Source organism: Paraburkholderia sp. Tr-20389 (assembly GCF_017104565.1).
Taxonomy (GTDB): domain Bacteria; phylum Pseudomonadota; class Gammaproteobacteria; order Burkholderiales; family Burkholderiaceae; genus Paraburkholderia.
Genome location: NZ_JAAGPD010000005.1, coordinates 152383 through 170756 on the forward strand (window position 1 = coordinate 152383; position 18374 = coordinate 170756).

The 18374-nt window shown below is 63.7% G+C and carries 17 protein-coding genes; 12 read left to right on the forward strand and 5 right to left on the reverse strand.

Features of this window, described 5'->3' with window-relative positions:
- Window positions 1-82: 82 nt before the first annotated feature.
- Together G3N95_RS08105 and mnmC are read right to left on the reverse strand one after the other, a co-directional pair.
- Window positions 83-1285 carry a cation:proton antiporter gene (locus G3N95_RS08105; RefSeq protein WP_205969481.1) on the reverse strand — a complete coding sequence of 401 codons (1203 nt, stop codon included), beginning with the start codon at window positions 1283-1285 and terminating at the stop codon, window positions 83-85.
- Window positions 1286-2181: 896 nt separating this feature from the next.
- Window positions 2182-4149, reverse strand: coding sequence for a bifunctional tRNA (5-methylaminomethyl-2-thiouridine)(34)-methyltransferase MnmD/FAD-dependent 5-carboxymethylaminomethyl-2-thiouridine(34) oxidoreductase MnmC (mnmC, locus tag G3N95_RS08110; protein ID WP_205969482.1), 1968 nt, complete (start codon window positions 4147-4149; stop codon window positions 2182-2184).
- On the opposite strand from mnmC, the gene G3N95_RS08115 reads away from it, so the two are divergent.
- Both G3N95_RS08115 and G3N95_RS08120 read left to right on the forward strand, forming a co-directional pair.
- Window positions 4148-4453, forward strand: a complete 306-nt coding sequence (locus G3N95_RS08115; protein ID WP_205969483.1) for a hypothetical protein — start codon at window positions 4148-4150, stop codon at window positions 4451-4453. The genes mnmC and G3N95_RS08115 overlap by 2 nt on opposite strands.
- A 164-nt stretch (window positions 4454-4617) precedes the next feature.
- Entirely contained in the window at window positions 4618-4896 is a 279-nt protein-coding gene (locus tag G3N95_RS08120; RefSeq protein ID WP_007581741.1) for an HU family DNA-binding protein, read from the forward strand.
- A 94-nt stretch (window positions 4897-4990) separates the two neighbouring features.
- Here G3N95_RS08120 and G3N95_RS08125 read toward each other — a convergent pair whose 3' ends face one another.
- The gene (locus tag G3N95_RS08125) at window positions 4991-6256 is read right to left on the reverse strand and encodes a GTP-binding protein (protein ID WP_205969484.1); all 1266 of its coding nucleotides are present in this window, start codon (window positions 6254-6256) and stop codon (window positions 4991-4993) included.
- A gap of 137 nt (window positions 6257-6393) precedes the next feature.
- Window positions 6394-6837 carry a lytic transglycosylase domain-containing protein gene (locus G3N95_RS08130; protein ID WP_205969485.1) on the reverse strand — a complete coding sequence of 148 codons (444 nt, stop codon included), beginning with the start codon at window positions 6835-6837 and terminating at the stop codon, window positions 6394-6396.
- A gap of 512 nt (window positions 6838-7349) precedes the next feature.
- Between G3N95_RS08130 and gspD the strand changes: the two genes are divergently transcribed.
- The 3 genes from gspD to gspF are packed head-to-tail and all read left to right on the forward strand — an operon-like array spanning window position 7350 to window position 12458.
- The gene (gene gspD / locus G3N95_RS08135) at window positions 7350-9692 is read left to right on the forward strand and encodes a type II secretion system secretin GspD (protein ID WP_205969486.1); all 2343 of its coding nucleotides are present in this window, start codon (window positions 7350-7352) and stop codon (window positions 9690-9692) included.
- Window positions 9693-9751: 59 nt separating this feature from the next.
- Entirely contained in the window at window positions 9752-11236 is a 1485-nt protein-coding gene (gene gspE / locus G3N95_RS08140) for a type II secretion system ATPase GspE (protein WP_346778366.1), read from the forward strand.
- Between the two features lie 4 nt (window positions 11237-11240).
- Complete coding sequence (gene gspF, locus G3N95_RS08145; RefSeq protein WP_205969488.1) at window positions 11241-12458, forward strand: type II secretion system inner membrane protein GspF; 1218 nt, start codon at window positions 11241-11243, stop codon at window positions 12456-12458.
- Window positions 12459-12550: 92 nt separating this feature from the next.
- On the opposite strand, the gene G3N95_RS08150 is transcribed toward gspF, so the two are convergent.
- A complete protein-coding gene (locus G3N95_RS08150; protein ID WP_205969489.1) occupies window positions 12551-12964 on the reverse strand; it encodes a type II secretion system protein N in 414 nt (137 codons plus the stop codon).
- A gap of 170 nt (window positions 12965-13134) precedes the next feature.
- Between G3N95_RS08150 and gspG the strand changes: the two genes are divergently transcribed.
- The 7 genes from gspG to G3N95_RS08185 all read left to right on the forward strand — a co-directional run bounded on the left by gspG (window position 13135) and on the right by G3N95_RS08185 (window position 18366).
- Entirely contained in the window at window positions 13135-13611 is a 477-nt protein-coding gene (gspG, locus tag G3N95_RS08155; protein ID WP_277397998.1) for a type II secretion system major pseudopilin GspG, read from the forward strand.
- A gap of 144 nt (window positions 13612-13755) precedes the next feature.
- On the forward strand, window positions 13756-14241 hold the full coding sequence (locus tag G3N95_RS08160; RefSeq protein WP_241018322.1) for a GspH/FimT family pseudopilin: 486 nt from the start codon (window positions 13756-13758) through the stop codon (window positions 14239-14241).
- Window positions 14241-14672 (forward strand): type II secretion system minor pseudopilin GspI, encoded by a 432-nt coding sequence (gspI, locus tag G3N95_RS08165; protein ID WP_205969491.1) that lies wholly within the window; start codon window positions 14241-14243, stop codon window positions 14670-14672. The genes G3N95_RS08160 and gspI overlap by 1 nt, the downstream gene beginning before the upstream one ends.
- The gene (locus G3N95_RS08170) at window positions 14650-15354 is read left to right on the forward strand and encodes a prepilin-type N-terminal cleavage/methylation domain-containing protein (protein ID WP_205969492.1); all 705 of its coding nucleotides are present in this window, start codon (window positions 14650-14652) and stop codon (window positions 15352-15354) included. The genes gspI and G3N95_RS08170 overlap by 23 nt, the downstream gene beginning before the upstream one ends.
- Before the next feature lie 9 nt (window positions 15355-15363).
- Complete coding sequence (gene gspK / locus G3N95_RS08175; protein ID WP_205969493.1) at window positions 15364-16464, forward strand: type II secretion system minor pseudopilin GspK; 1101 nt, start codon at window positions 15364-15366, stop codon at window positions 16462-16464.
- A gap of 28 nt (window positions 16465-16492) precedes the next feature.
- A complete protein-coding gene (gene gspL, locus G3N95_RS08180; RefSeq protein ID WP_205969494.1) occupies window positions 16493-17866 on the forward strand; it encodes a type II secretion system protein GspL in 1374 nt (457 codons plus the stop codon).
- Window positions 17863-18366, forward strand: coding sequence for a type II secretion system protein M (locus G3N95_RS08185; RefSeq protein ID WP_205969495.1), 504 nt, complete (start codon window positions 17863-17865; stop codon window positions 18364-18366). The genes gspL and G3N95_RS08185 overlap by 4 nt, the downstream gene beginning before the upstream one ends.
- The last annotated feature ends 8 nt before the right edge of the window (window positions 18367-18374 follow it).

The window sequence follows — 18374 nt, forward strand, 5'->3', positions numbered from 1 at the left end:
TGCTGCAGCCGGACGCGCGAGCTGCATCAAAATCCTGTGTGCTGTCGTGCCGGATCGCACCGGCGGGTTTCGACTCGCCGCTTCACTCGCGGCGTTCATCCACGAGCGCCAGCGAGCGGTACACGAGCCACGGGCCGACCAGCTGCAACACCACGATGGAACACATCGTGACGGCGCGCAGCGTCGGGTCGAAATTCGGATAAAGCTGGTACGTGTCGTCGACGAGCAGATAGGCGAGCGCCGACATCGGCGACAGGGAAAGACCGAGCGCCACGCCCTGCTTCATGTTCAATCCGCTCGGTTTCGCGAACGCGAGCACGCCGACCAGCTTCGCGACCAGCCGCGCGACGATCAACCCCAACGCGGCCAGCCCGCCCATCGCGATGTCGCGCCATTCGAAGGTCGTCAGCGTCAGCACGAACAGGATCACCGTCAGCAGCCAGCCGGCCGTGCCGAAATGCTGCGGCCACAATTGCGGACGGGCTTCCAGATTCTTCACGATGATGCCGGCAGCGAGCAGGCTGAGAATCGTCGACAACTTGAAGATGTGCGCCAGCGCGATTGCAAGCAGCACGAGGCCGAACAGCGCGACGAACGAGTGTTCGTCCTGCAGATTCACACGCTTATAAAAGAACGTGATGGTGCGCGCGAGCAGATACGCGAGGATCAGCGAACCGATCAGCAGATAAAGCGGCTGAAGAATCGTCGCGAGCAGATTGCCGTACGCCTCCTGATGCAGCCAGCCCGCCGCGAGCTTTTCGATGACCACCGCATACATGCTGTTGAGCGCCGTCAGCGTCATCAGGCGCTGCGTGACCTGGCCTTCCGCGCGCAACTCCGTCTTCAGCTGGATCACCATTGCGGGCGAGGTCGCCATCGCGATCGACGCGAGCACGAGCGCCGTCACTGTCGACACGTTCAGGAACAGCAGCACCAGCAGCACGAGGATGAACGTCAGCGTCGACTCCGCAACGCTCGACACGATCAGCCATGTATTGCGGCGAATCCAGCGCAGATCCAGCCGGCTCCCGAGCTCGAACAGCAACAGGCCGAGCGCGACATCGAGCAGCGGACGCGCGGTGCTCGCCGATTCCGCGTCGATCACACCCGATCCCGCCGCGCCGGCGATCAGACCGATCACCGCATAGCCGGAAATGCGCGGCAAATGCCACGCGCGATAGCACAGCTCGCCGACGAGACCGGCAGCAAGCAGCGCGAGGCCTGCCCAGAAAATCGCATCGGGCGTGAGCGGCCAGCCTGGAAAAAATGAAAACGCCGACTTCATCGTGGTGGCTTCTCCTTTGCAGCAACCGCAGACAACGCGAACGGGCAGACGCCGGCAGCACGCAAGCCGCGGGCCGCATCCGTTGCCGCGATCGGTTCGCGTTCGCCGGCGTTGCGAGTTGTCAACGATCGGATGAAAAACTGAAACGACCACGCCGATGCCGCACGGCTACGGGCGGCACGACGTGAGTGAAAAGAGCGCCGTCGACTTTTGAATCAGATTCTTGAGGTCCGGCAACCGTTCCATTGGCGCGTCGGTTGCGGGGGCAAAACACGACGCGAAAGAACGGCGATTGTGCCATAGCTTCTTTGCGCTTGACGGAAAAGCGTCGAACAAGCGCTCAAAGCGGTAAAACGTACGCTAACTAGATGACAACAGGAAAAAGCGACCGGAAAAAGCGCGCATTTCGGCTGAAAACGGCCCGTTCCTGGCGCTGTGGGTAAGGCTGGATACGTCTTCCCAAAGCAAGCTGGCGGGTGTCTGCGTTTGAGTCTCGCTGCGCCCGAGCGTTCCGGTTATCGGTCGAGTATGGACAGAACGGTTTGCCTGGGAAGTGCGGTTCTGTACAGAAGGATGATGCCCGCTGCCGGCCGGCCGACCGGCCACTGGCTTCTCAACAATAGGTTTACCTGTATGTATACGTAGTAGAAGTTAACAAAGCCCCTGCTTTTCTGTGGATAACCCCGGTTTACCGATACGAATCAGCGCTTTGCCGAACGCATAACCGGATGTGTTTGATGTGCGCGCCGGTTTGGGTTCGAAGGATAACTTTTGGGGCTGCGTTAACGTCTGTCGAGTTACCCCGTTTACGTCCACATCGATTCCACACGAGTTTCGCCTGCAATTTCCCAGGTTATCCACAGTGCGCCGTGGATAACTTTTCCACAGGATTCGAGTCAGCAGGCCGTGCCTTGACGCAGCGCACGCAGCAGAAAGCGCGCAGGGTCGAGCGCCTCGGCGAGATCCCGCTCGATCGGCCAGGGCTCGCCTTCGATCTGCGAAGCAATCAGCTCCGCGCCGAGCGACGCCCACACGAGTCCGCGCGATCCGAATGCGAACGCGCCGTACAATCCGGTCGCGCGAGGCAGATCCAGCGGCCAGGCGCCGCATAATCTGCCGGCATCGCGGGTTGCGGCGGCTTCGTCGGCGAATGTGCCGATCATCGGCAGACGGTCGCTCGTCACGCAGCGAAACGCGACGCGCCCGGTTAGCGTCGAAGGTGCATGCGTATTCATCGCGTCGCGCATGTCGGGCAGCATCTGCGCAACCCGCTCGATGTTCTCGATGTGCGCGTCGTCGCGCAGGCGAGTGTCGGGATCGTCGATGTCGTACGTCGCGCCCGTCAGCGTGACGCCGCCAGGCAGCGGCAACGCATACCCTTCGCCGATAACGGGCAGGCGCGGCGCCTTGGTGGCGTCGGCGGGCAACAGCGTCAACTGGCCGCGCACGCTGCGTGTCGGCGCATGTCGCAAGCCGGCGATGCGCGCCGCTTCATGCGCGTTCGCAAAGATGACGACGGGTGCACTCGCAATCGCGATGCCGTCGTCGTCGAACACAATCCATTGATTTTCAAAGCGTTCGATGCGCGCCGCGGTGACATTGAAGCGCCGTTCGAGCAAGCCCCCCGCCGCCTCGCACTGTGCCGCGCACAACGATGCGGGATCGATCCAGCCGCCGTGTGGAAACAGCCAGCCGCCTCGCGCGACGTGCATGTTGGCGATGCGCTGTGCATCGTCGCGAGTCACGGGCGTCACGTACTCACGCGGCCAGCCGAACGAGGCGAACGTGTGCGCCATCGCGGACGCTTCCTCTTCGTCGGCGGCAATTTGCAGCAGACCTTCGGGACCGCGCAATGGACGATGTCCGCGACGCTCGAGCGCAGACCACTGCCGCAACGCATATAGAAAGCCCGCGCGCGTGATGCGCGAGCCGACGCTGTCGTCGCGCGACATCATCGGATGAAACACGCCTGCGGGATTGCCGGATGCATCGCGCGCGACACCCGCATGCCGTTCGAGCGACGTGACACGCCAGCCACGCGCCGTGAGCCGGTCGATTGCCGCGCAGCCCGCGAGTCCCGTGCCGATCACGACGGCGTGTCGTTCGTCGACGGCAAGCGGCAGCGGCGGTTCGTGACGTCGCACGCGATAGCGCGGCGCAAAGCGTCCGACGAGCATCGCGCGTTTCCACCCGAAGCCATCGACTTTTCTGTACTCGAAACCGGCTTGCTGCAAGCTTCGTTTCACATCGCCCGAACTCGTGTAAGTGGCGAAGGTCGCCTGGTCGCCGGCGAGTCGGGCTAGCGACTTGAAGACCGCCGGCGTCCACAACTCGGGGTTCTTTACGGGCGAGAAGCCGTCCAGATAGAACGCGTCGGCGCGCAGCCAGAGCGTGGGCAGCGTCTGAACGGCGTCGCCGAAAACCAGCGTGAGGGTCACGCGGCCTTCTTCGAACTCGAGCCGATGCGTGCCCGGAACGAGCGTCGGCCATGCGTCGGAGAGCTGCTGCGCGAGTGCGGCGATCGATGCATCCGCAACGGACGCGGTAGTTGCCGCGATCAGATCTTTACGTGAAAGCGGGTGTTTTTCTGTCGACACGAAGTGCAGCCGCTCGCATCGATCGGGGTCCGCACGCCACGCCGCCCACGTCACGAGGAAGTTGATGCCCATGCCGAAGCCCGTCTCCAGCACGGTGAAGATGCGCCGTTTCTGCCAGCGTGAAGGCAGATCATTGCCGTTCAGGAACACGTATTCGGCCTGCGCGAGGCCGCCGACGGCACTGTGATAGATGTCGTCGTGGAGCGGCGAATAGGGCGTGCCGTTGTCGCGAAACGCAAGGACGGCGGGAACGAGCGGGTCGGTCATGCGCGATGAAATGCTATGCGAGGAAGAGAATCGGGCGGCATCGAAGCGCTGGCTGAACGCATCGATCTGCACCGCAGATGATCTGCCGGCACCCGTCAAAGCCCCTCCAGACGGGGTTCGGAGCCACTTCGACAGGCGCCGAACGTTGGCAAAAACCAACGCTGACAGGGCTTCCGGCGACGCGGATCGCATCTATTCGATGCCCGACATGGCAAAAATGCTGTTTTCCATGCTGTATCAGGCGTTGCAGCGTGTAATTCTTCGAAACCCTTATCCAGATTGGGTTTGCGCTGCGCTATCATAGCAAGCGCCGCGAGGGAAGCGGCAGCACGGTGCTCTGCGCGGTGCCTGGCGCGCCGCGGGAGTCGGGGGTATTCCCGAGCCGTCGCTGCTCGACGGCGCGGCGCGCGCACGTATAATCGGCGCGTTCGCGCTGTTCGTGTCAACCTAAACCAGAAAGGAACCTTAATGAACAAACAGGAACTGATCGACGCCGTCGCAGGTCAGACGGGCGCCAGCAAGGCTCAAACCGGCGAAACGCTGGACACGCTGCTTGAAGTCATCAAGAAGGCTGTGGCGAAGGGTGATGCAGTCCAGTTGATCGGCTTCGGCAGCTTCGGTTCGGGCAAGCGCGCAGCACGTACGGGCCGCAACCCGAAGACGGGCGAAACCATCAAGATTCCGGCTGCAAAGACCGTCAAGTTCACGGCTGGCAAGGCGTTCAAGGACGCAGTCAACAAGCGCTAAGCTTCAGCAGCTTGAGTTGTTGACACCCGCCATTGGCGGGTTTTTTTTCGTCTGCGTTTTCTATGATGCGTGCGGAATCACGCTTTCATCGCGCTCAGTGATGATGATGGTGATCATGGCCGTCATCGTCGTGATGGTGATGATGATCGTGGTCGTGGTCGTCGTCTTCGAGGTCCCATGCGGGGAACGGATCGGCGAGCGCGAGCCATCCTTCAGCGCCCAACGCATATTCGCCGTCGGTCAGAAGGCAGGCATCGAACTTCGCGCGCCATTGCGCCGGATCGATATCGACGCCGATCAGCACGAGTTCCTGGCGACGGTCGCCGATCGTGAAGTCGTCGGCATCGCCATACCAGTCCGCAGCGATTTCTTCGAGTAGCTCGTCATCGCCTTCGGGCCATTCACTGCGATCCTGCGCAGCCCACCAGGTGCCCGCAGGCGCGGGCCGGCAAGCACCGCCCGCTTGCGACAGCGAGCCGCCGATCTCATTGCGCGTCGCGAGCCAGAAGAAACCTTTGCCGCGCAGCACGCCCTTCCACTCTTCGTGCAGCAGCGCCCAGAGACGCTCGGGATGGAACGGTCGACGCGCGCGATACACGACGTGCCCGACACCTCGCCCAACGCTTTCGTCTGCATGGCTCGACGGATCGTGCAGCAATGCAAGCCACCCTGCCGCGTTCGACGTCGCATCGTAATCGAAGCGCGCGGTGCCGAGCACTTCCTCGACGGGCGCATTGCCATAGCTGCTCACGATCTGCGCAGCACGCGGATTGAGCGCGGCGAGCACGGCTTGCAGATGCGCGAGATCGTCGGCGGATACGAGGTCCGCCTTGTTGATGACGAACACGTCGCAGAACTCGACCTGTTCGATCAGTACTTCGACGATCGTGCGATCGTCGTCTTCGTAAGCGGCGAGGCCGCGCTCGGACAGCGCATCGGTCGATGCATAGTCGCGCAGAAAACCGGCAGCGTCGAGCACGGTCACAGCGGTGTCGACACGTACGAGCGTCGCCAACGATTCATCCTCGAGCATCGACTCGATGACGTTCATCGGCTCGTCGGTCGCGGCGGCTTCGATGACGAACGCGTCGAAGCGATCTTCCGATGCGAGCCCGGCCAACTGTTCGAGCAGATCCTCATCGGCCTGGACGCAGGCACAACCATTCGGCAAATCGACCCGCAACGTCGGCGAGGATGCGGGCACAGCATTGTCGATATCGAGGCGCACGGCGGCCAGATCGGTGACGATCGCGGCGACGCGCGGCCCGTTGCGGTTCGACAGAATCTGTTCGACGAGCGCGGTCTTGCCGGCGCCCACAAAACCGGAGATCACGGTGACGGGCAAAAGCGGCTGATTCATCGCGGTACGGAAAGCTTGAAGGTGAATGACGCATGCGCGCGTCGGACGCTCGAGTGGACGCGGGACGGCAGCAGCACGAAGCCGCATTGTGCATCAACTGGAATGCAGCGACCGCGCTTCCGGACGAAGAGGCCCAACTATCGGGCCGGCATCAGGTTCCACTTGCGCAGAATGGCGACGATCTGCCGCGCGTATTCGTCGCGCAGCGACGGTGTTTCCGAATGGTACGCACCGACGGCCGCCCACGTGTTGCCGTACTTGTTCATCTTCTGCCGCAGATGCCACGCGGCGATGTACACGTTCTTGCACGGCTCCATCAGCGTCCCTTGCGAGATGCCGTATTGCGCCAGCACAGGTAGATGAACGGAGTTGATCTGCATGACGCCGTAGTCGGTTGAACCATTGGCGTTCTTGTGGACTGCTGCGGGACGGTTGTGCGATTCCTGCCAGGCAATGGCGCGAAGAATCAATGGGTTGACCTTCTGGTAGCTGGCCGCCTCGTCGAAGCAGTCGGCGCGTGCGGAACCGGCGCCTAAAAGCGCTGCGAATCCTACGGCGAAAGTGATGGCGGTCAGCTTCATCGGTCAAGATGACGAACTATATTTGATTCCTAAACAATGGAACGGTAAAGACGACTCGAAACCCTTATCTGGCGGGCTTCCCCTCGGGAAAACCCGTTGCGCAGGGGATACTCGAACTGTCGATCCGCCCGTATGATACCGGCATGACACGGCGCCTCAAAGTTGGCCAGCCGACATAAGTCAGTAACTTGCGGCCAAAGGGGGCCCGAAAATAGTTACCAGAGAAAGCGCAAAACTTTCAACGGCGTAACAACTTGCGCAATTGGATGGTCTCCAGAGCGCAAACGTTAGAGGAATCTCACGAGGCTCGGCCCTTTTGTGACATTTCCGACACGAAAAGCTGTTACTGTTCGTTGTTTTCGGTTACAGGGAGGCAAGGCATTCTTGGCACTGATTGCCACGAAGAGCCTTTTCAGACCGAGGACGATTGGTGTCGGCCGGTCGTCCACTGTGCATGACCGTCGGCGGATCACAACGTCGGCTTCGAAACCATATCCATGAGAAGAAATCGTATGGCATTGCGTCGCGTCGCGATGGCGTTGCTGGTCGCTGGAACGATCACCTCGCAGATCGCTCACGCACAGGTGACGCTCAATTTCGTGAACGCCGACATCGATCAGGTGGCGCGGGCGATTGGCGCGGCCACGGGCAAGACGATCATCGTCGACCCGCGCGTGAAAGGACAACTAAACCTGGTTTCCGAAAACCCTGTTCCGGAAGATCAGGCGCTGAAAACCTTGCAGTCCGCATTGCGGATGCAGGGCTTTTCGCTCGTGCAGGATCATGGCGTGCTGAAGGTCGTGCCCGAAGCCGACGCGAAGCTGCAAGGCGTACCCACCTATGTCGGCAATGCACCCGCGGCGCGCGGCGATCAGGTCGTCACGCAGGTGTTCCAGCTGAGGAACGAATCGGCGAACAACCTGCTGCCCGTGCTGCGTCCGCTGATCTCGCCGAACAATACGGTTGCGGCCTATCCGTCGAACAACACGATTGTCGTCACTGACTACGCAGACAACGTGCGCCGCATCGCGCAGATCATCGCGGGCGTCGATACGGCAGCGGGCCAGCAGGTGCAGGTCGTGCCGCTGAAGAATGCAAACGCGATCGACGTCGCGACGCAAATGGCGAAGATGCTCGACCCCGGCACAATCGGCAACACGGACGCGACGCTGAAGGTTTCAGTTCAGGCCGATCCGCGCACCAATTCGCTGTTGCTGCGTGCGTCGAACGCGGGGCGTCTCGCGGCGGCGAAGTCGCTTGCGAAGCAGCTGGATGCCGCAACCGGCCAGCCCGGCAACATGCACGTCGTGCCGTTGCGCAATGCCGACGCCGTGCGTCTTGCGAAGACGCTGCGCGGCATGCTCGGCAAGGGCGGCGGCGGCAACGAATCGTCGTCGTCTTCGGGCGGCAACAACGCTGCGAACTCGTTCAACCAGAACAACTCGCCGTCGTCGACGGGCACCGCCGGCAACCCGCCGCTGCCGTCGGGTTCGATGGGCGGGCAGTCGTCGTCGATGGGCAGCAATCCGCTGGGTGGCGGCGCCGGCGGCGGCTATGGCGGCCAGGGTAACAACAACAACGACTTTCTCGGCGAAAAGGAAGGAAGCAACAACGAGGACAATCAACCCGGCGGCATGATCCAGGCCGACGCGTCGACGAACTCGCTGATCATCACTGCGTCCGACCCCGTGTACCGCAACCTGCGCACCGTGATCGACCAGCTCGACGTGCGCCGCCCGCAGGTTTATATCGAAGCGCTGATTGTCGAGCTGAACTCGAACACGAACGCCAACCTGGGTATCCAGTGGCAGATCGGCAGCGGCAACGTGCTCGCGGGCACCAACCTTGCCACGGGCAGCGGCAACAGCATCGTCAACCTGACGGCGGCAGCGGCCACGGGCGGCATAGCGAGTGCGCTGGCGGCGCAGAATCTCCAGCAGGGTTTGAACGTAGGCTGGGTGCACAACCTGTTCGGCGTGAACGGTCTCGGCGCGTTGCTGCAGGCGCTGTCCCAGACGGCCGACGCCAATGTGCTGTCCACGCCTAACCTCATCACGCTGGACAACCAGGAAGCGAAGATCGTCGTCGGTACGAACGTGCCGATCCAGACAGGTTCGTATTCGAACCTCACGAGCAGCACGGCGACCACCGCGTTCAACACGTTCGATCGTATCGACGTCGGTCTGACGCTGCACATCAAGCCGCAGATCACCGACGGCGGCATCCTGAAGCTGCAGCTGTACACGGAAGATTCGGCGATCGTGGCAGGCACGACCAACGTGGCGACCAATCCGGCCGGCCCGGAATTCACCAAGCGCTCGATCCAGTCGACCGTGCTCGCCGACAACGGCGAGATCATCGTGCTGGGCGGCCTGATGCAGGACAATTACCAGGTCACCAACAGCAAGGTGCCGTTGCTCGGCGACATTCCGTGGATCGGCCAGTTGTTCCGCTCGGAAAACAAGACCCGCGCGAAGACAAACCTGCTGGTGTTCCTGCGTCCGGTGATCATCGCCGACCGTGCGACGGCGCAAGCGGTGACGGCGAACCGCTACGACTACATTCAGGGTGTGACGGGTGCGTACAAGTCCGACAACAACCTGATCAAGGACAAGGACGATCCCGTGGTGCCGCCGATGCCGGCTGGCCCGAACGAAGGTGGTTCCACGTTGAATCTGTTCGATCTCGACAAGATGCGGCGTGAACAGGTGCTGGGCGTGCCGCAGCAACCGCAAGTGCAGCAGCAGGTTCAGCCGCAAGTCCAGCCACAAGCGCAACCGCAACCGCTGCAGGTCGAGCCCGCGCAAACCGTGCCGGCGCAACCGGCCACGGGTACGCAAAAGGTGCAGCCGTGAGTTCGACGCCGCTTTCCGGGCCGCACGCGTCTGCCGGATCATCGGACGACGCGCGCGGCGTGCCGGAAACGCCCGCCACCGAGGCGGGACGCGAAGCGCCCTCTCCGCTCGCCGCGCGGCTCGTGCCGTACGGCTTCGCGAAAAGCGGCCAGATACTCGTCGCGCATCAGCACGCCGATTCGATGGAAGTCTGGATCAGCGAACGCACGAACCAGGCGGCGCTTGCCGAAGTCGTGCGCAATTTCGGCGCGATATCCGTCGTGCGCATACCGGCTGACGAACTCGCGCAAGCGATCAACCAGGCGTATGCGCGCCAGGACGGCAGCGCTGCGCAGGTGGTCGGCGAAGTGGAAGGCGAAGTCGATCTGTCGCGTCTGATGCAGGACATTCCCGAAGTCGAAGACCTGCTGGAATCCGAAGACGACGCGCCGATCATCCGCATGATCAATGCGCTGCTCACGCAGGCAGCGCGTGAACAGGCATCGGATATTCACATCGAGCCGTTCGAGAACGCATCGGTGGTGCGCTTTCGCGTCGACGGCACGTTGCGCGATGTCGTGCGTCCGAAGAAGGCGCTGCACGGCGCGCTCATTTCGCGGATCAAGATCATGGCGCAGCTCGACATCGCCGAGAAGCGTCTGCCACAGGATGGCCGTATCACGTTGCGCGTCGGCGGAAGGCCCGTTGACGTGCGTGTGTCGACCTTGCCGACGGGCCATGGCGAACGCGCCGTGCTGCGTCTGCTGGAAAAAGACGCGCAGCGCTTGAACCTCGAAGCGCTCGGCATGGCGTCCGACACGCTCGGGCAATTCGACAAGCTGATTTCGCGTCCGCACGGCATCGTGCTCGTGACGGGCCCGACAGGTTCGGGCAAGACGACCACGCTCTATGCGTCGATGTCGCGGCTCGAAACGGCGACGACGAACATCATGACCGTCGAAGACCCAATCGAATACGATCTGTCGGGCATCGGCCAGACGCAGGTCAACGAGCGGATCGGCATGACCTTCGCTCGCGCGCTGCGTTCCATTCTTCGTCAGGACCCCGACATCATCATGATCGGTGAGATCCGCGATCTGGAAACGGCGCAGATTGCCGTGCAGGCATCGCTGACGGGCCACCTCGTGCTCGCCACCCTGCACACCAACGATGCCGCCTCCGCCGTCACGCGTCTGACCGACATGGGCGTCGAGCCGTATCTGCTCGCGTCGTCGCTGCTCGGCGTGCTGGCGCAGCGTCTCGTGCGGCGGTTGTGTCCCGTGTGCAAGGAACCGCGCGAGGAAGAAGGCGGCCGCAAGGTGTGGCATCCCGTCGGTTGCGATAAGTGCGGGCACTCGGGTTACGCGGGCCGTCGCGGCGTGTACGAACTGCTGAACGTCGACGAACCGATTCGCGCGCTGATCCACCGCAATGCCGCCGATGCCGAGATCGCCGAAGCCGGCCGCCAGCAAGGCATGCGCACCTTGCGCGAGGACGGCGAACGGTGGCTGGCGTCGGGTATGACGTCGCTCGAAGAAGTGATACGCGTGACGGGCGGGGTCTGAGCGCATGCCGGCATTCCGCTTCGAAGCGATCGACGCTGCAGGCAAGGCGCAAAAAGGCGTGCTCGATGCCGACAGCGCGCGCGGCGCACGCACGCAGTTGCGCACGCAAGGTCTCACGCCGCTCGTCGTCGAACCCGCGGCGACGCGCACGCGCGGCGAACGCAGCCAGCGTCTTTCGCTGGGACGCAAACTGTCGCAACGCGAACAGGCGATTCTCACGCGGCAGCTCGCCAGTCTGCTGATCGCCGGCCTGCCGCTCGATGAAGCGCTCTCCGTGCTCACCGAGCAATCCGAGCGTGACTACATTCGCGAACTGATGGCCGCGATCCGCGCGGAAGTGCTGGGCGGTCATTCGCTCGCGAATGCGTTGTCGCAGCATCCGAAAGACTTTCCCGATATCTATCGCGCGCTCGTCGCGGCGGGCGAGCATACGGGCAAGCTCGGACTCGTGCTGTCGCGTCTTGCCGATTACATCGAGCAACGCAACGCGCTCAAGCAGAAGATCGTTCTAGCGTTCACGTATCCGACCATCGTCACCATCATCGCGTTCGGCATCGTCACGTTCCTGCTGAGCTATGTGGTGCCGCAGGTCGTCAACGTGTTCGCGAGCACGAAGCAGCAACTGCCGTTTCTGACCATCATGATGATGGCGCTCTCAGGCTTCGTGCGGAGTTACTGGTGGGCGATGCTGATCGCCGTGGTCGTCGTCGTGTATGTCGTGCGCTCGATACTCGCGCAGCCGGGACCGCGCCTCGCGTTCGACCGCTGGACGCTGACGGCGCCCCTTTTCGGCAAGCTCGTACGCGGCTACAACACGGTGCGCTTTGCGAGCACGCTTGGCATTCTGACGGCGGCGGGCGTGCCGATTCTGCGCGCGCTGCAGGCCGCGAGCGAAACGCTCAGCAATCGTGCGATGCGCGACAACATCGACGATGCCATCGTGCGCGTGCGCGAAGGCACGTCGCTGTCGCGCGCGCTCGGCAACACGAAGACGTTTCCGCCCGTGCTCGTGCACCTGATCCGTTCGGGCGAAGCGACCGGCGACGTGACGACGATGCTCGACCGCGCGGCCGAAGGCGAAGCGCGCGAACTGGAGCGGCGCACGATGTTCCTGACGAGTCTGCTGGAGCCGCTGCTGATTCTGGCGATGGGCGGCGTGGTGCTGGTGATCGTGCTGGCCGTGATGCTGCCGATCATCGAGTTGAACAACCTGGTGCAGTGACGGCGCCGGCGGTGCCGTCGGGCGTAAGCGCGAGAAAGAGTTGCAAGCCGGGCCGACGCTTTCAGGTTGCATCGGCGCGGCAGAGAATGAAATCAGCGCACGTAGATGGTGGGGCCGGGTGCGTTCTGGGGAAGAAACACTTCGGAGTGGGAGCCGTTGCGGTCGATGATGATCGAGCGGGCGCGCACTTCGCCGAGCTTCACGCCCTGCATGATGGTGCTGCCCAGCGATACGGCGCGCGGCGGTTCGCCGCCCGTGCTGATGATCGCAGCGGCGCCTTCGCGCAGTGCGAGGATGCCGAACAGATGGATGTCCTGATTCGCAGTGCGGGTCAGCTGGCCGCCGAACAGCACAGCCGCCTGGTCCGTCGACACGGGCGCGCGCACGGCGGCAGCGGGCACGGGCGCGCCGCCATGCGACGTGAGCGCGACGATCCAGTAAGTGAGCGTCGCGCAGAACACGGCGAAGACGGCGAGCGAAATCAGGCGGATCTGGAGTGCGTTCATGCGTGTCATTGTACGGATTATTGTGAATTTTGCGGTATAGGGACCGGCGGACGGAAACCCTTCAACTGCATGACATTAAAATGACCGACCGGGCGTGCAGAGTGCCGCATTCTCAGCGCATTTCGTGACGCCCGACCGATCGACCCTTTATCCTGGAGAGGAAGCAAGCTATGCAAATGTGGACCACTCGCCGCAACGAGATCGCGGCCTTGCGCGCGGGCGTGCGCACACGTCGTCAACGCGGGTTCACGCTGATCGAAATCATGGTCGTGATTGCGATCCTCGGCATTCTGGCTGCGCTGATCGTGCCGAAGATCATGAGCCGTCCGGACGAAGCACGCCGTGTCGCCGCGAAGCAGGACATCGGCACCATCATGCAGTCGCTCAAACTCTATCGTCTCGACAACGGCCGCTATCCGAGCCAGGAGCAAGGCTTGCGCGCGCTGATCGAAAAGCCGTCGACCGACCCGGTTCCGAACAACTGGAAGGACGGCGGCTATCTCGAGCGCCTGCCCAACGACCCGTGGGGCAATCAGTACCAGTACCTGAACCCGGGCGTGCATGGCGAGATCGACGTGTTCAGCTACGGCGCGGACGGTAAGCCGGGCGGCGAAGGCAACGATGCCGACGTCGGCTCGTGGCAATAAGCGGCGCCGGAATTCATTGCGCTCATTGCATCGACAGAGATCGCTACCGGCACCATGCGACTGCACGACTGCATGCCCCTCACGTTTATCGAGACCGTCAGTGTCGATGACGCCGGCGGCTGCGTGAGGCGGCACGCGTCGCGAATGCCGGCGCGTCCGGCGCATACGGCATCGGGCGGCCGCCAGCGCGGCTTCACGCTGCTGGAAATGCTGGTCGTGCTGGTGATCGCAGGCTTGCTGGTGTCGCTTGCGTCGCTGTCGCTGACGCGTAATCCGCGCACGGATCTGAACGAGGAAGCGCAGCGGCTCGCGTTGCTGTTCGAATCGGCGGGCGACGAGGCTCAGGTACGCGCGCGCCCTATTTCGTGGTTGCCGCTCGAAGGCGGCTTTCGTTTCGATATCCACACGAACGACGGCTGGCGGCCGTTGCGCGATGACCTGCTCGGACCGCGTCGCTGGGAAGGTGGCGTGACGGGCGTGGCGATCGACTATCCCGGTTCCGACACACAGTCGGATCGCATCGTGTTCGGCACCGAGAGCATCGATACGCCCGTGCAGGTCACCCTGTTTTCGGCCGTGGGACGCGTGACGATCGTCGGCACGGGCAACGGCCGTTACGAGGTGCGCTGATGGTGCGTGCGCTTCGGGTTCGCCGCTTGCGCGGCGCTGTGGATAACGCGAGCGGACGCCGGGCCGCAGGCTTCACGATGATCGAAGTGCTGGTGGCGCTGACGATCATCGCGGTGGCGCTGGCCGCTTCGCTGCGCGCCGTCGGCAGTCTCGCGACGGGCGAAGCGGATCTGCATCGGCGGCTGCTGGCGGGCTGGAGCGCGGACAACGCGCTCGCCCAGCTGCATCTGACGCACGGATGGCCTGAAATCGGGTCGCAAAGTTTCGACTGTTCGCAGGGCAACCTGCAACTGATTTGCACGGAAAACGTGAGCGCGACGCCGAATCCGGTGTTTCGACGCGTCGAGGTGTCGGTGACGTCGCCCGGACGGCCGGGCAACCTCGCGCAGATGGTGACGGTGATCGCGAATGAAACGAATCGCTCGCTCTGAGCACGAGGTGCCGCGCGTTCGCCGTTCGCTGCTGTCGAAAAAGACAGCGGGCGGTTTCACGCTGATCGAGCTGCTCGTCGCGATTGCGATTCTGGCCGTCATCGCGGTGCTCTCGTGGCGCGGACTGGACCAGATCATTCGCGGGCGGCAGACGATCACGAATGCGATGGAAGACGAGCGCGTGTTCGCGCAGTTCTTCGATCAGATGCGCATCGACGTGCGCAACGCCGCTTCCGACGACGAAGCGGGCGAACCCGCCGTCGCGGTGAATGGCAATGCATTGCAGATCGTGCGGTACATGCGCACGCCGGGTGCGCCGCCGCGGCTGGTGGTGGTGCGGTATCGGATCATGGAAGGGCGCATCATCCGCTATGCGTCGCCGCCGTTGGCGAATATCGGCGACGTACGCCGCGCGCTCGGCGGGGCGGAAAACGGTGACTGGAACGCCGTGCCTTTGATGGGCGGTGTCGGCGCGATTTCCGCGCGGCTGTATGTGCCCAAAATCGGCTGGACGACACAGATGAAAGACGTGCAGTCGGCGATCACGGAGAACGACAATAATCTGAAGGTGCCTCAGCTCGGCAATGCGCCGTTGCCGAGGTCGGTGACGGGGCTGGAGGTGAGCATTGGCGCGAATTCGCTCGCGCGGCCCGTGACGCGGGTTTTTCTCGTGGGAGAGTGAGATTCGATCATGCGCTTTCGCCCTGCCCGTTCCCGTTCGACTCCTTCCGCTCAGCGCGGCGCTGCCATCATCAGTGCGCTGCTGGTCGTCGCCCTGTCCGCCATTCTCGTCTCCGGCATGCTGTGGCGGCAGCAGGTGCAGATCCGGCGCATCGAAAACCAGCGGCTGCTCGCGCAGGCGCATTGGGTGTCGCGTGGCGCGCTCGACTGGACGCGCCTGATTCTGCGTTCGGAAGGCGATACATCGGCGGGAGTTACGTGGCTCGGTGGCGTCTGGGGCGTGCCGATTGCGCGGACGCGGCTTTCGGATTTTCTCGGCCAGATCGGCGAGGTGCGCGCACAGGAAGGCGCGGCCACCTATATCTCCGGCTCCATCGAGGACGCGCAGGCCAAGTTCAATCTGCGCAATCTGGTGTCGACGGCCGTGCCCGGCGCGCTGACGTTGAACATCCAGCAGGTCGAGGCGTTTCAGCGCTTGCTGCAACTGCTCGGCATCAACGGACAACTCGCGAAGAACACCGCGCTGCAGTTGCGCGCGGGACTGCGGCAATCGGCGACGCGTTTTCAGACGGCGGCCAACCCCACGACGCCCGTCGATCCCACGCAAGTGCAAGGCGGCGCGGCGGGCGGCGGCAACTACACGAATCAGCCGGGCCTCGAAGACGCCGACGAGAACGCGCCTGTCGCGCCGCTCCAGATGACGGGCGTCGATTCGCTGCTCGATGTGCCGGGCTTCACGCCGGAGACCGTCGCGCGCCTGCGTCCCTTCGTGACCGTGCTGCCCACGGCGACGCCCGTCAACATGAATACCGCGCCCGCGGAAGTGGTTGCGGCCGTCGTGCCGGGGATGAGTCTGTCGAGTGCGCAGGCCTTCGTCGCACGTCGCGAGACGGTGTTCTTTCACAACGTCGGCGATGTGCAGCTCGCATTGCGTGGCGCCGGCGTGCAGCAGCTCGTGTTCGATCCGAACCAGCTCGACGTCAATACCAGCTACTTCCTCGTCCACGGACGCGTCGAGCACGAGCGCGCCGAAGTCGACCGCACCACCCTCGTCTATCGCGACGCACTGACGCATACGACGCGTATCGTATGGGGACGAGACCAACTATGAACCACGCATTTTCCCGAGAGAGTGGCCTTTGAGCACGCTGATCGTTCTTCTGCCGCCGCGTGATCCGGCGGTGCCGTCGCAGGAATGGCAACTGCCGGAGTTGCCGTTTCTGCTGCTCGACAAATCGGGGCGCATCCAGCGCGCCGGCCGCTCGGCGCCCGGCCTGCTGCCGCGCGCAAGCGCGACCGTGCTGATGCTCGCCGCGCGCGACTGTCTGATGCTGGCCGCAACCGTGCCGCCGCTCAAAGGTCCGCGTTTGCGTCAGGCATTGCCGAACGTCGTCGAAGATCAACTGATTCAGGATCCGCAGACCACGCACATCGCGCTCGATCCGAAGCCGCTGGACGGCAATCGTCATGTGCTCGCGATCGTCGACCGCGGCTGGTTCCGCTTTGTCCTCGAGACATTCGCGGCGGCGGGTCATCGCAACGTGAAGGCGGTGCCCGTCGCGCGTTGTCTGCCGCAGCCGGCGGTGAGCACGATGGCCGCGACGGAAGCGCGCGCGGAAGAAGCCGTGGCCGCCGGCGCGGATTCGGCCCCGCCGCTCGACGAACCGGCCGCTGTCGGCATCGCGCCCGTCGTTGCCGCCGTGCTCGGGCATGTGGTGTCGTCTACGGCTGCCGTGCTCGGCGAAGGTGCCGTCGATACCGCTCCGCCTCGCGTCGAACTGGCGCTCGCGCGCGGCCCGCTCGGCGAAGGACTGGCCGTGCCCGAAGCGGCTGTCGGCGCGACGGTCGCGGCGCTGGCGGGCAATGCGCCCGTCACGCTGTACACGCTCGTCGATCTGCCCGGCAGCGAGCCGCGCATGTCGTCGACGACGAAGGGACGTCCGTCCGTCGCGGGCGCATTGCCTCTGTCGTTCGAGACGCTCGCGCGCAATGCCATCCAATGCCGGTTCGACCTTGCTCAGTTCGAGTTCGCCGTGCAGCCGTGGCGGCTCGATCGCGCGACGCTGCGCCGTCTGCGCTTGCCGCTGTGGCTGCTGGCGGCCACGGTGGTCGTCGCGATCATCGGTGCGAATGTTCAATGGCTGATGCTGTCGCGGCAGCGCGATGCGATCGGCGCGCAGATGACGGAACTGCTGCTCAACACCTTTCCGAAGACGACGGTCGTGCTCGATGCGCCTGATCAGATGGCGCGCCAGTTGCAGCAACTGCGGGTGGCGGCGGGCGAACTGTCGCCGGACGATTTTCTGTCGCTGGCGGATGGCCTCGCGCGCTCGCTCGGGCCGATTCCCGTCAACAGCCTTGCCGCGCTCGATTATCACGACCGGCGCATCGAGGTGACGTTCAAGCCCGAGGTCAAGATCGACCCGGACTTCCAGCAGCGTCTGATGCGTAATGGCCTGAACGGTGCAATCGACAGCAACACCGGCAAGTGGACCATCAGGAACGGACAATGAAAGCAGAACTGTTGAACACGTGGGCCGGATTCTGGGAAGCGCGCACGGTACGCGAAAAAGGGCTGTTGACGTGGGGCGGCGCGGTGCTGGCAGTCGTCATCGTCTGGTCGGTGCTGTGGGCGCCTGCGCAGGACGGCCGCGCGCGGCTGCGCGAATCGATCCCGAGCCTGCAGCGGCAGCTTTCGCAGATGACGGCGCAAGCGAACGAGGCGCGCTCGCTGTCGGCGGCGGCTCAGGGCGTGGCGCCGACTGGCGGCGCGTTGAAGGACGCGCTCACTGCGTCGCTGAGCGATCACGGCCTGTCGGCGACGCAGGTGCAGGTGCTCGGCAACGCGGTGCAGATCCAGCTGAAGAACGCGTCGTTTCCCGCCTGGACGCAATGGCTCGACGACGCGCGCAAGCAGTTCAAGGTGCAGGTCTCCGAGGCGCACGTGACGGCGCTGAAGCAGGACGGACAGGTCGATCTGACGGCATCGCTGCAACCGGCCATCATCAAATGACGGCGCTG

What these genes read in the sequence shown, in the direction of transcription:
- G3N95_RS08160 (WP_241018322.1), top strand. Translation starts at nt 13,756, where the DNA reads ATGCCGGCGCGTCCGGCGCATACGGCATCGGGCGGCCGCCAGCGCGGC.
- G3N95_RS08125 (WP_205969484.1), bottom strand. Translation starts at nt 6,256, where the DNA reads ATGAATCAGCCGCTTTTGCCCGTCACCGTGATCTCCGGTTTTGTGGGC.
- G3N95_RS08150 (WP_205969489.1), bottom strand. Translation starts at nt 12,964, where the DNA reads ATGAACGCACTCCAGATCCGCCTGATTTCGCTCGCCGTCTTCGCCGTG.
- G3N95_RS08170 (WP_205969492.1), top strand. Translation starts at nt 14,650, where the DNA reads ATGAAACGAATCGCTCGCTCTGAGCACGAGGTGCCGCGCGTTCGCCGT.
- gspF (WP_205969488.1), top strand. Translation starts at nt 11,241, where the DNA reads ATGCCGGCATTCCGCTTCGAAGCGATCGACGCTGCAGGCAAGGCGCAA.
- mnmC (WP_205969482.1), bottom strand. Translation starts at nt 4,149, where the DNA reads ATGACCGACCCGCTCGTTCCCGCCGTCCTTGCGTTTCGCGACAACGGC.
- G3N95_RS08185 (WP_205969495.1), top strand. Translation starts at nt 17,863, where the DNA reads ATGAAAGCAGAACTGTTGAACACGTGGGCCGGATTCTGGGAAGCGCGC.
- gspI (WP_205969491.1), top strand. Translation starts at nt 14,241, where the DNA reads ATGGTGCGTGCGCTTCGGGTTCGCCGCTTGCGCGGCGCTGTGGATAAC.
- G3N95_RS08120 (WP_007581741.1), top strand. Translation starts at nt 4,618, where the DNA reads ATGAACAAACAGGAACTGATCGACGCCGTCGCAGGTCAGACGGGCGCC.
- G3N95_RS08115 (WP_205969483.1), top strand. Translation starts at nt 4,148, where the DNA reads ATGCGCGATGAAATGCTATGCGAGGAAGAGAATCGGGCGGCATCGAAG.
- G3N95_RS08105 (WP_205969481.1), bottom strand. Translation starts at nt 1,285, where the DNA reads ATGAAGTCGGCGTTTTCATTTTTTCCAGGCTGGCCGCTCACGCCCGAT.
- G3N95_RS08130 (WP_205969485.1), bottom strand. Translation starts at nt 6,837, where the DNA reads ATGAAGCTGACCGCCATCACTTTCGCCGTAGGATTCGCAGCGCTTTTA.
- gspK (WP_205969493.1), top strand. Translation starts at nt 15,364, where the DNA reads ATGCGCTTTCGCCCTGCCCGTTCCCGTTCGACTCCTTCCGCTCAGCGC.
- gspG (WP_277397998.1), top strand. Translation starts at nt 13,135, where the DNA reads ATGCAAATGTGGACCACTCGCCGCAACGAGATCGCGGCCTTGCGCGCG.
- gspD (WP_205969486.1), top strand. Translation starts at nt 7,350, where the DNA reads ATGGCATTGCGTCGCGTCGCGATGGCGTTGCTGGTCGCTGGAACGATC.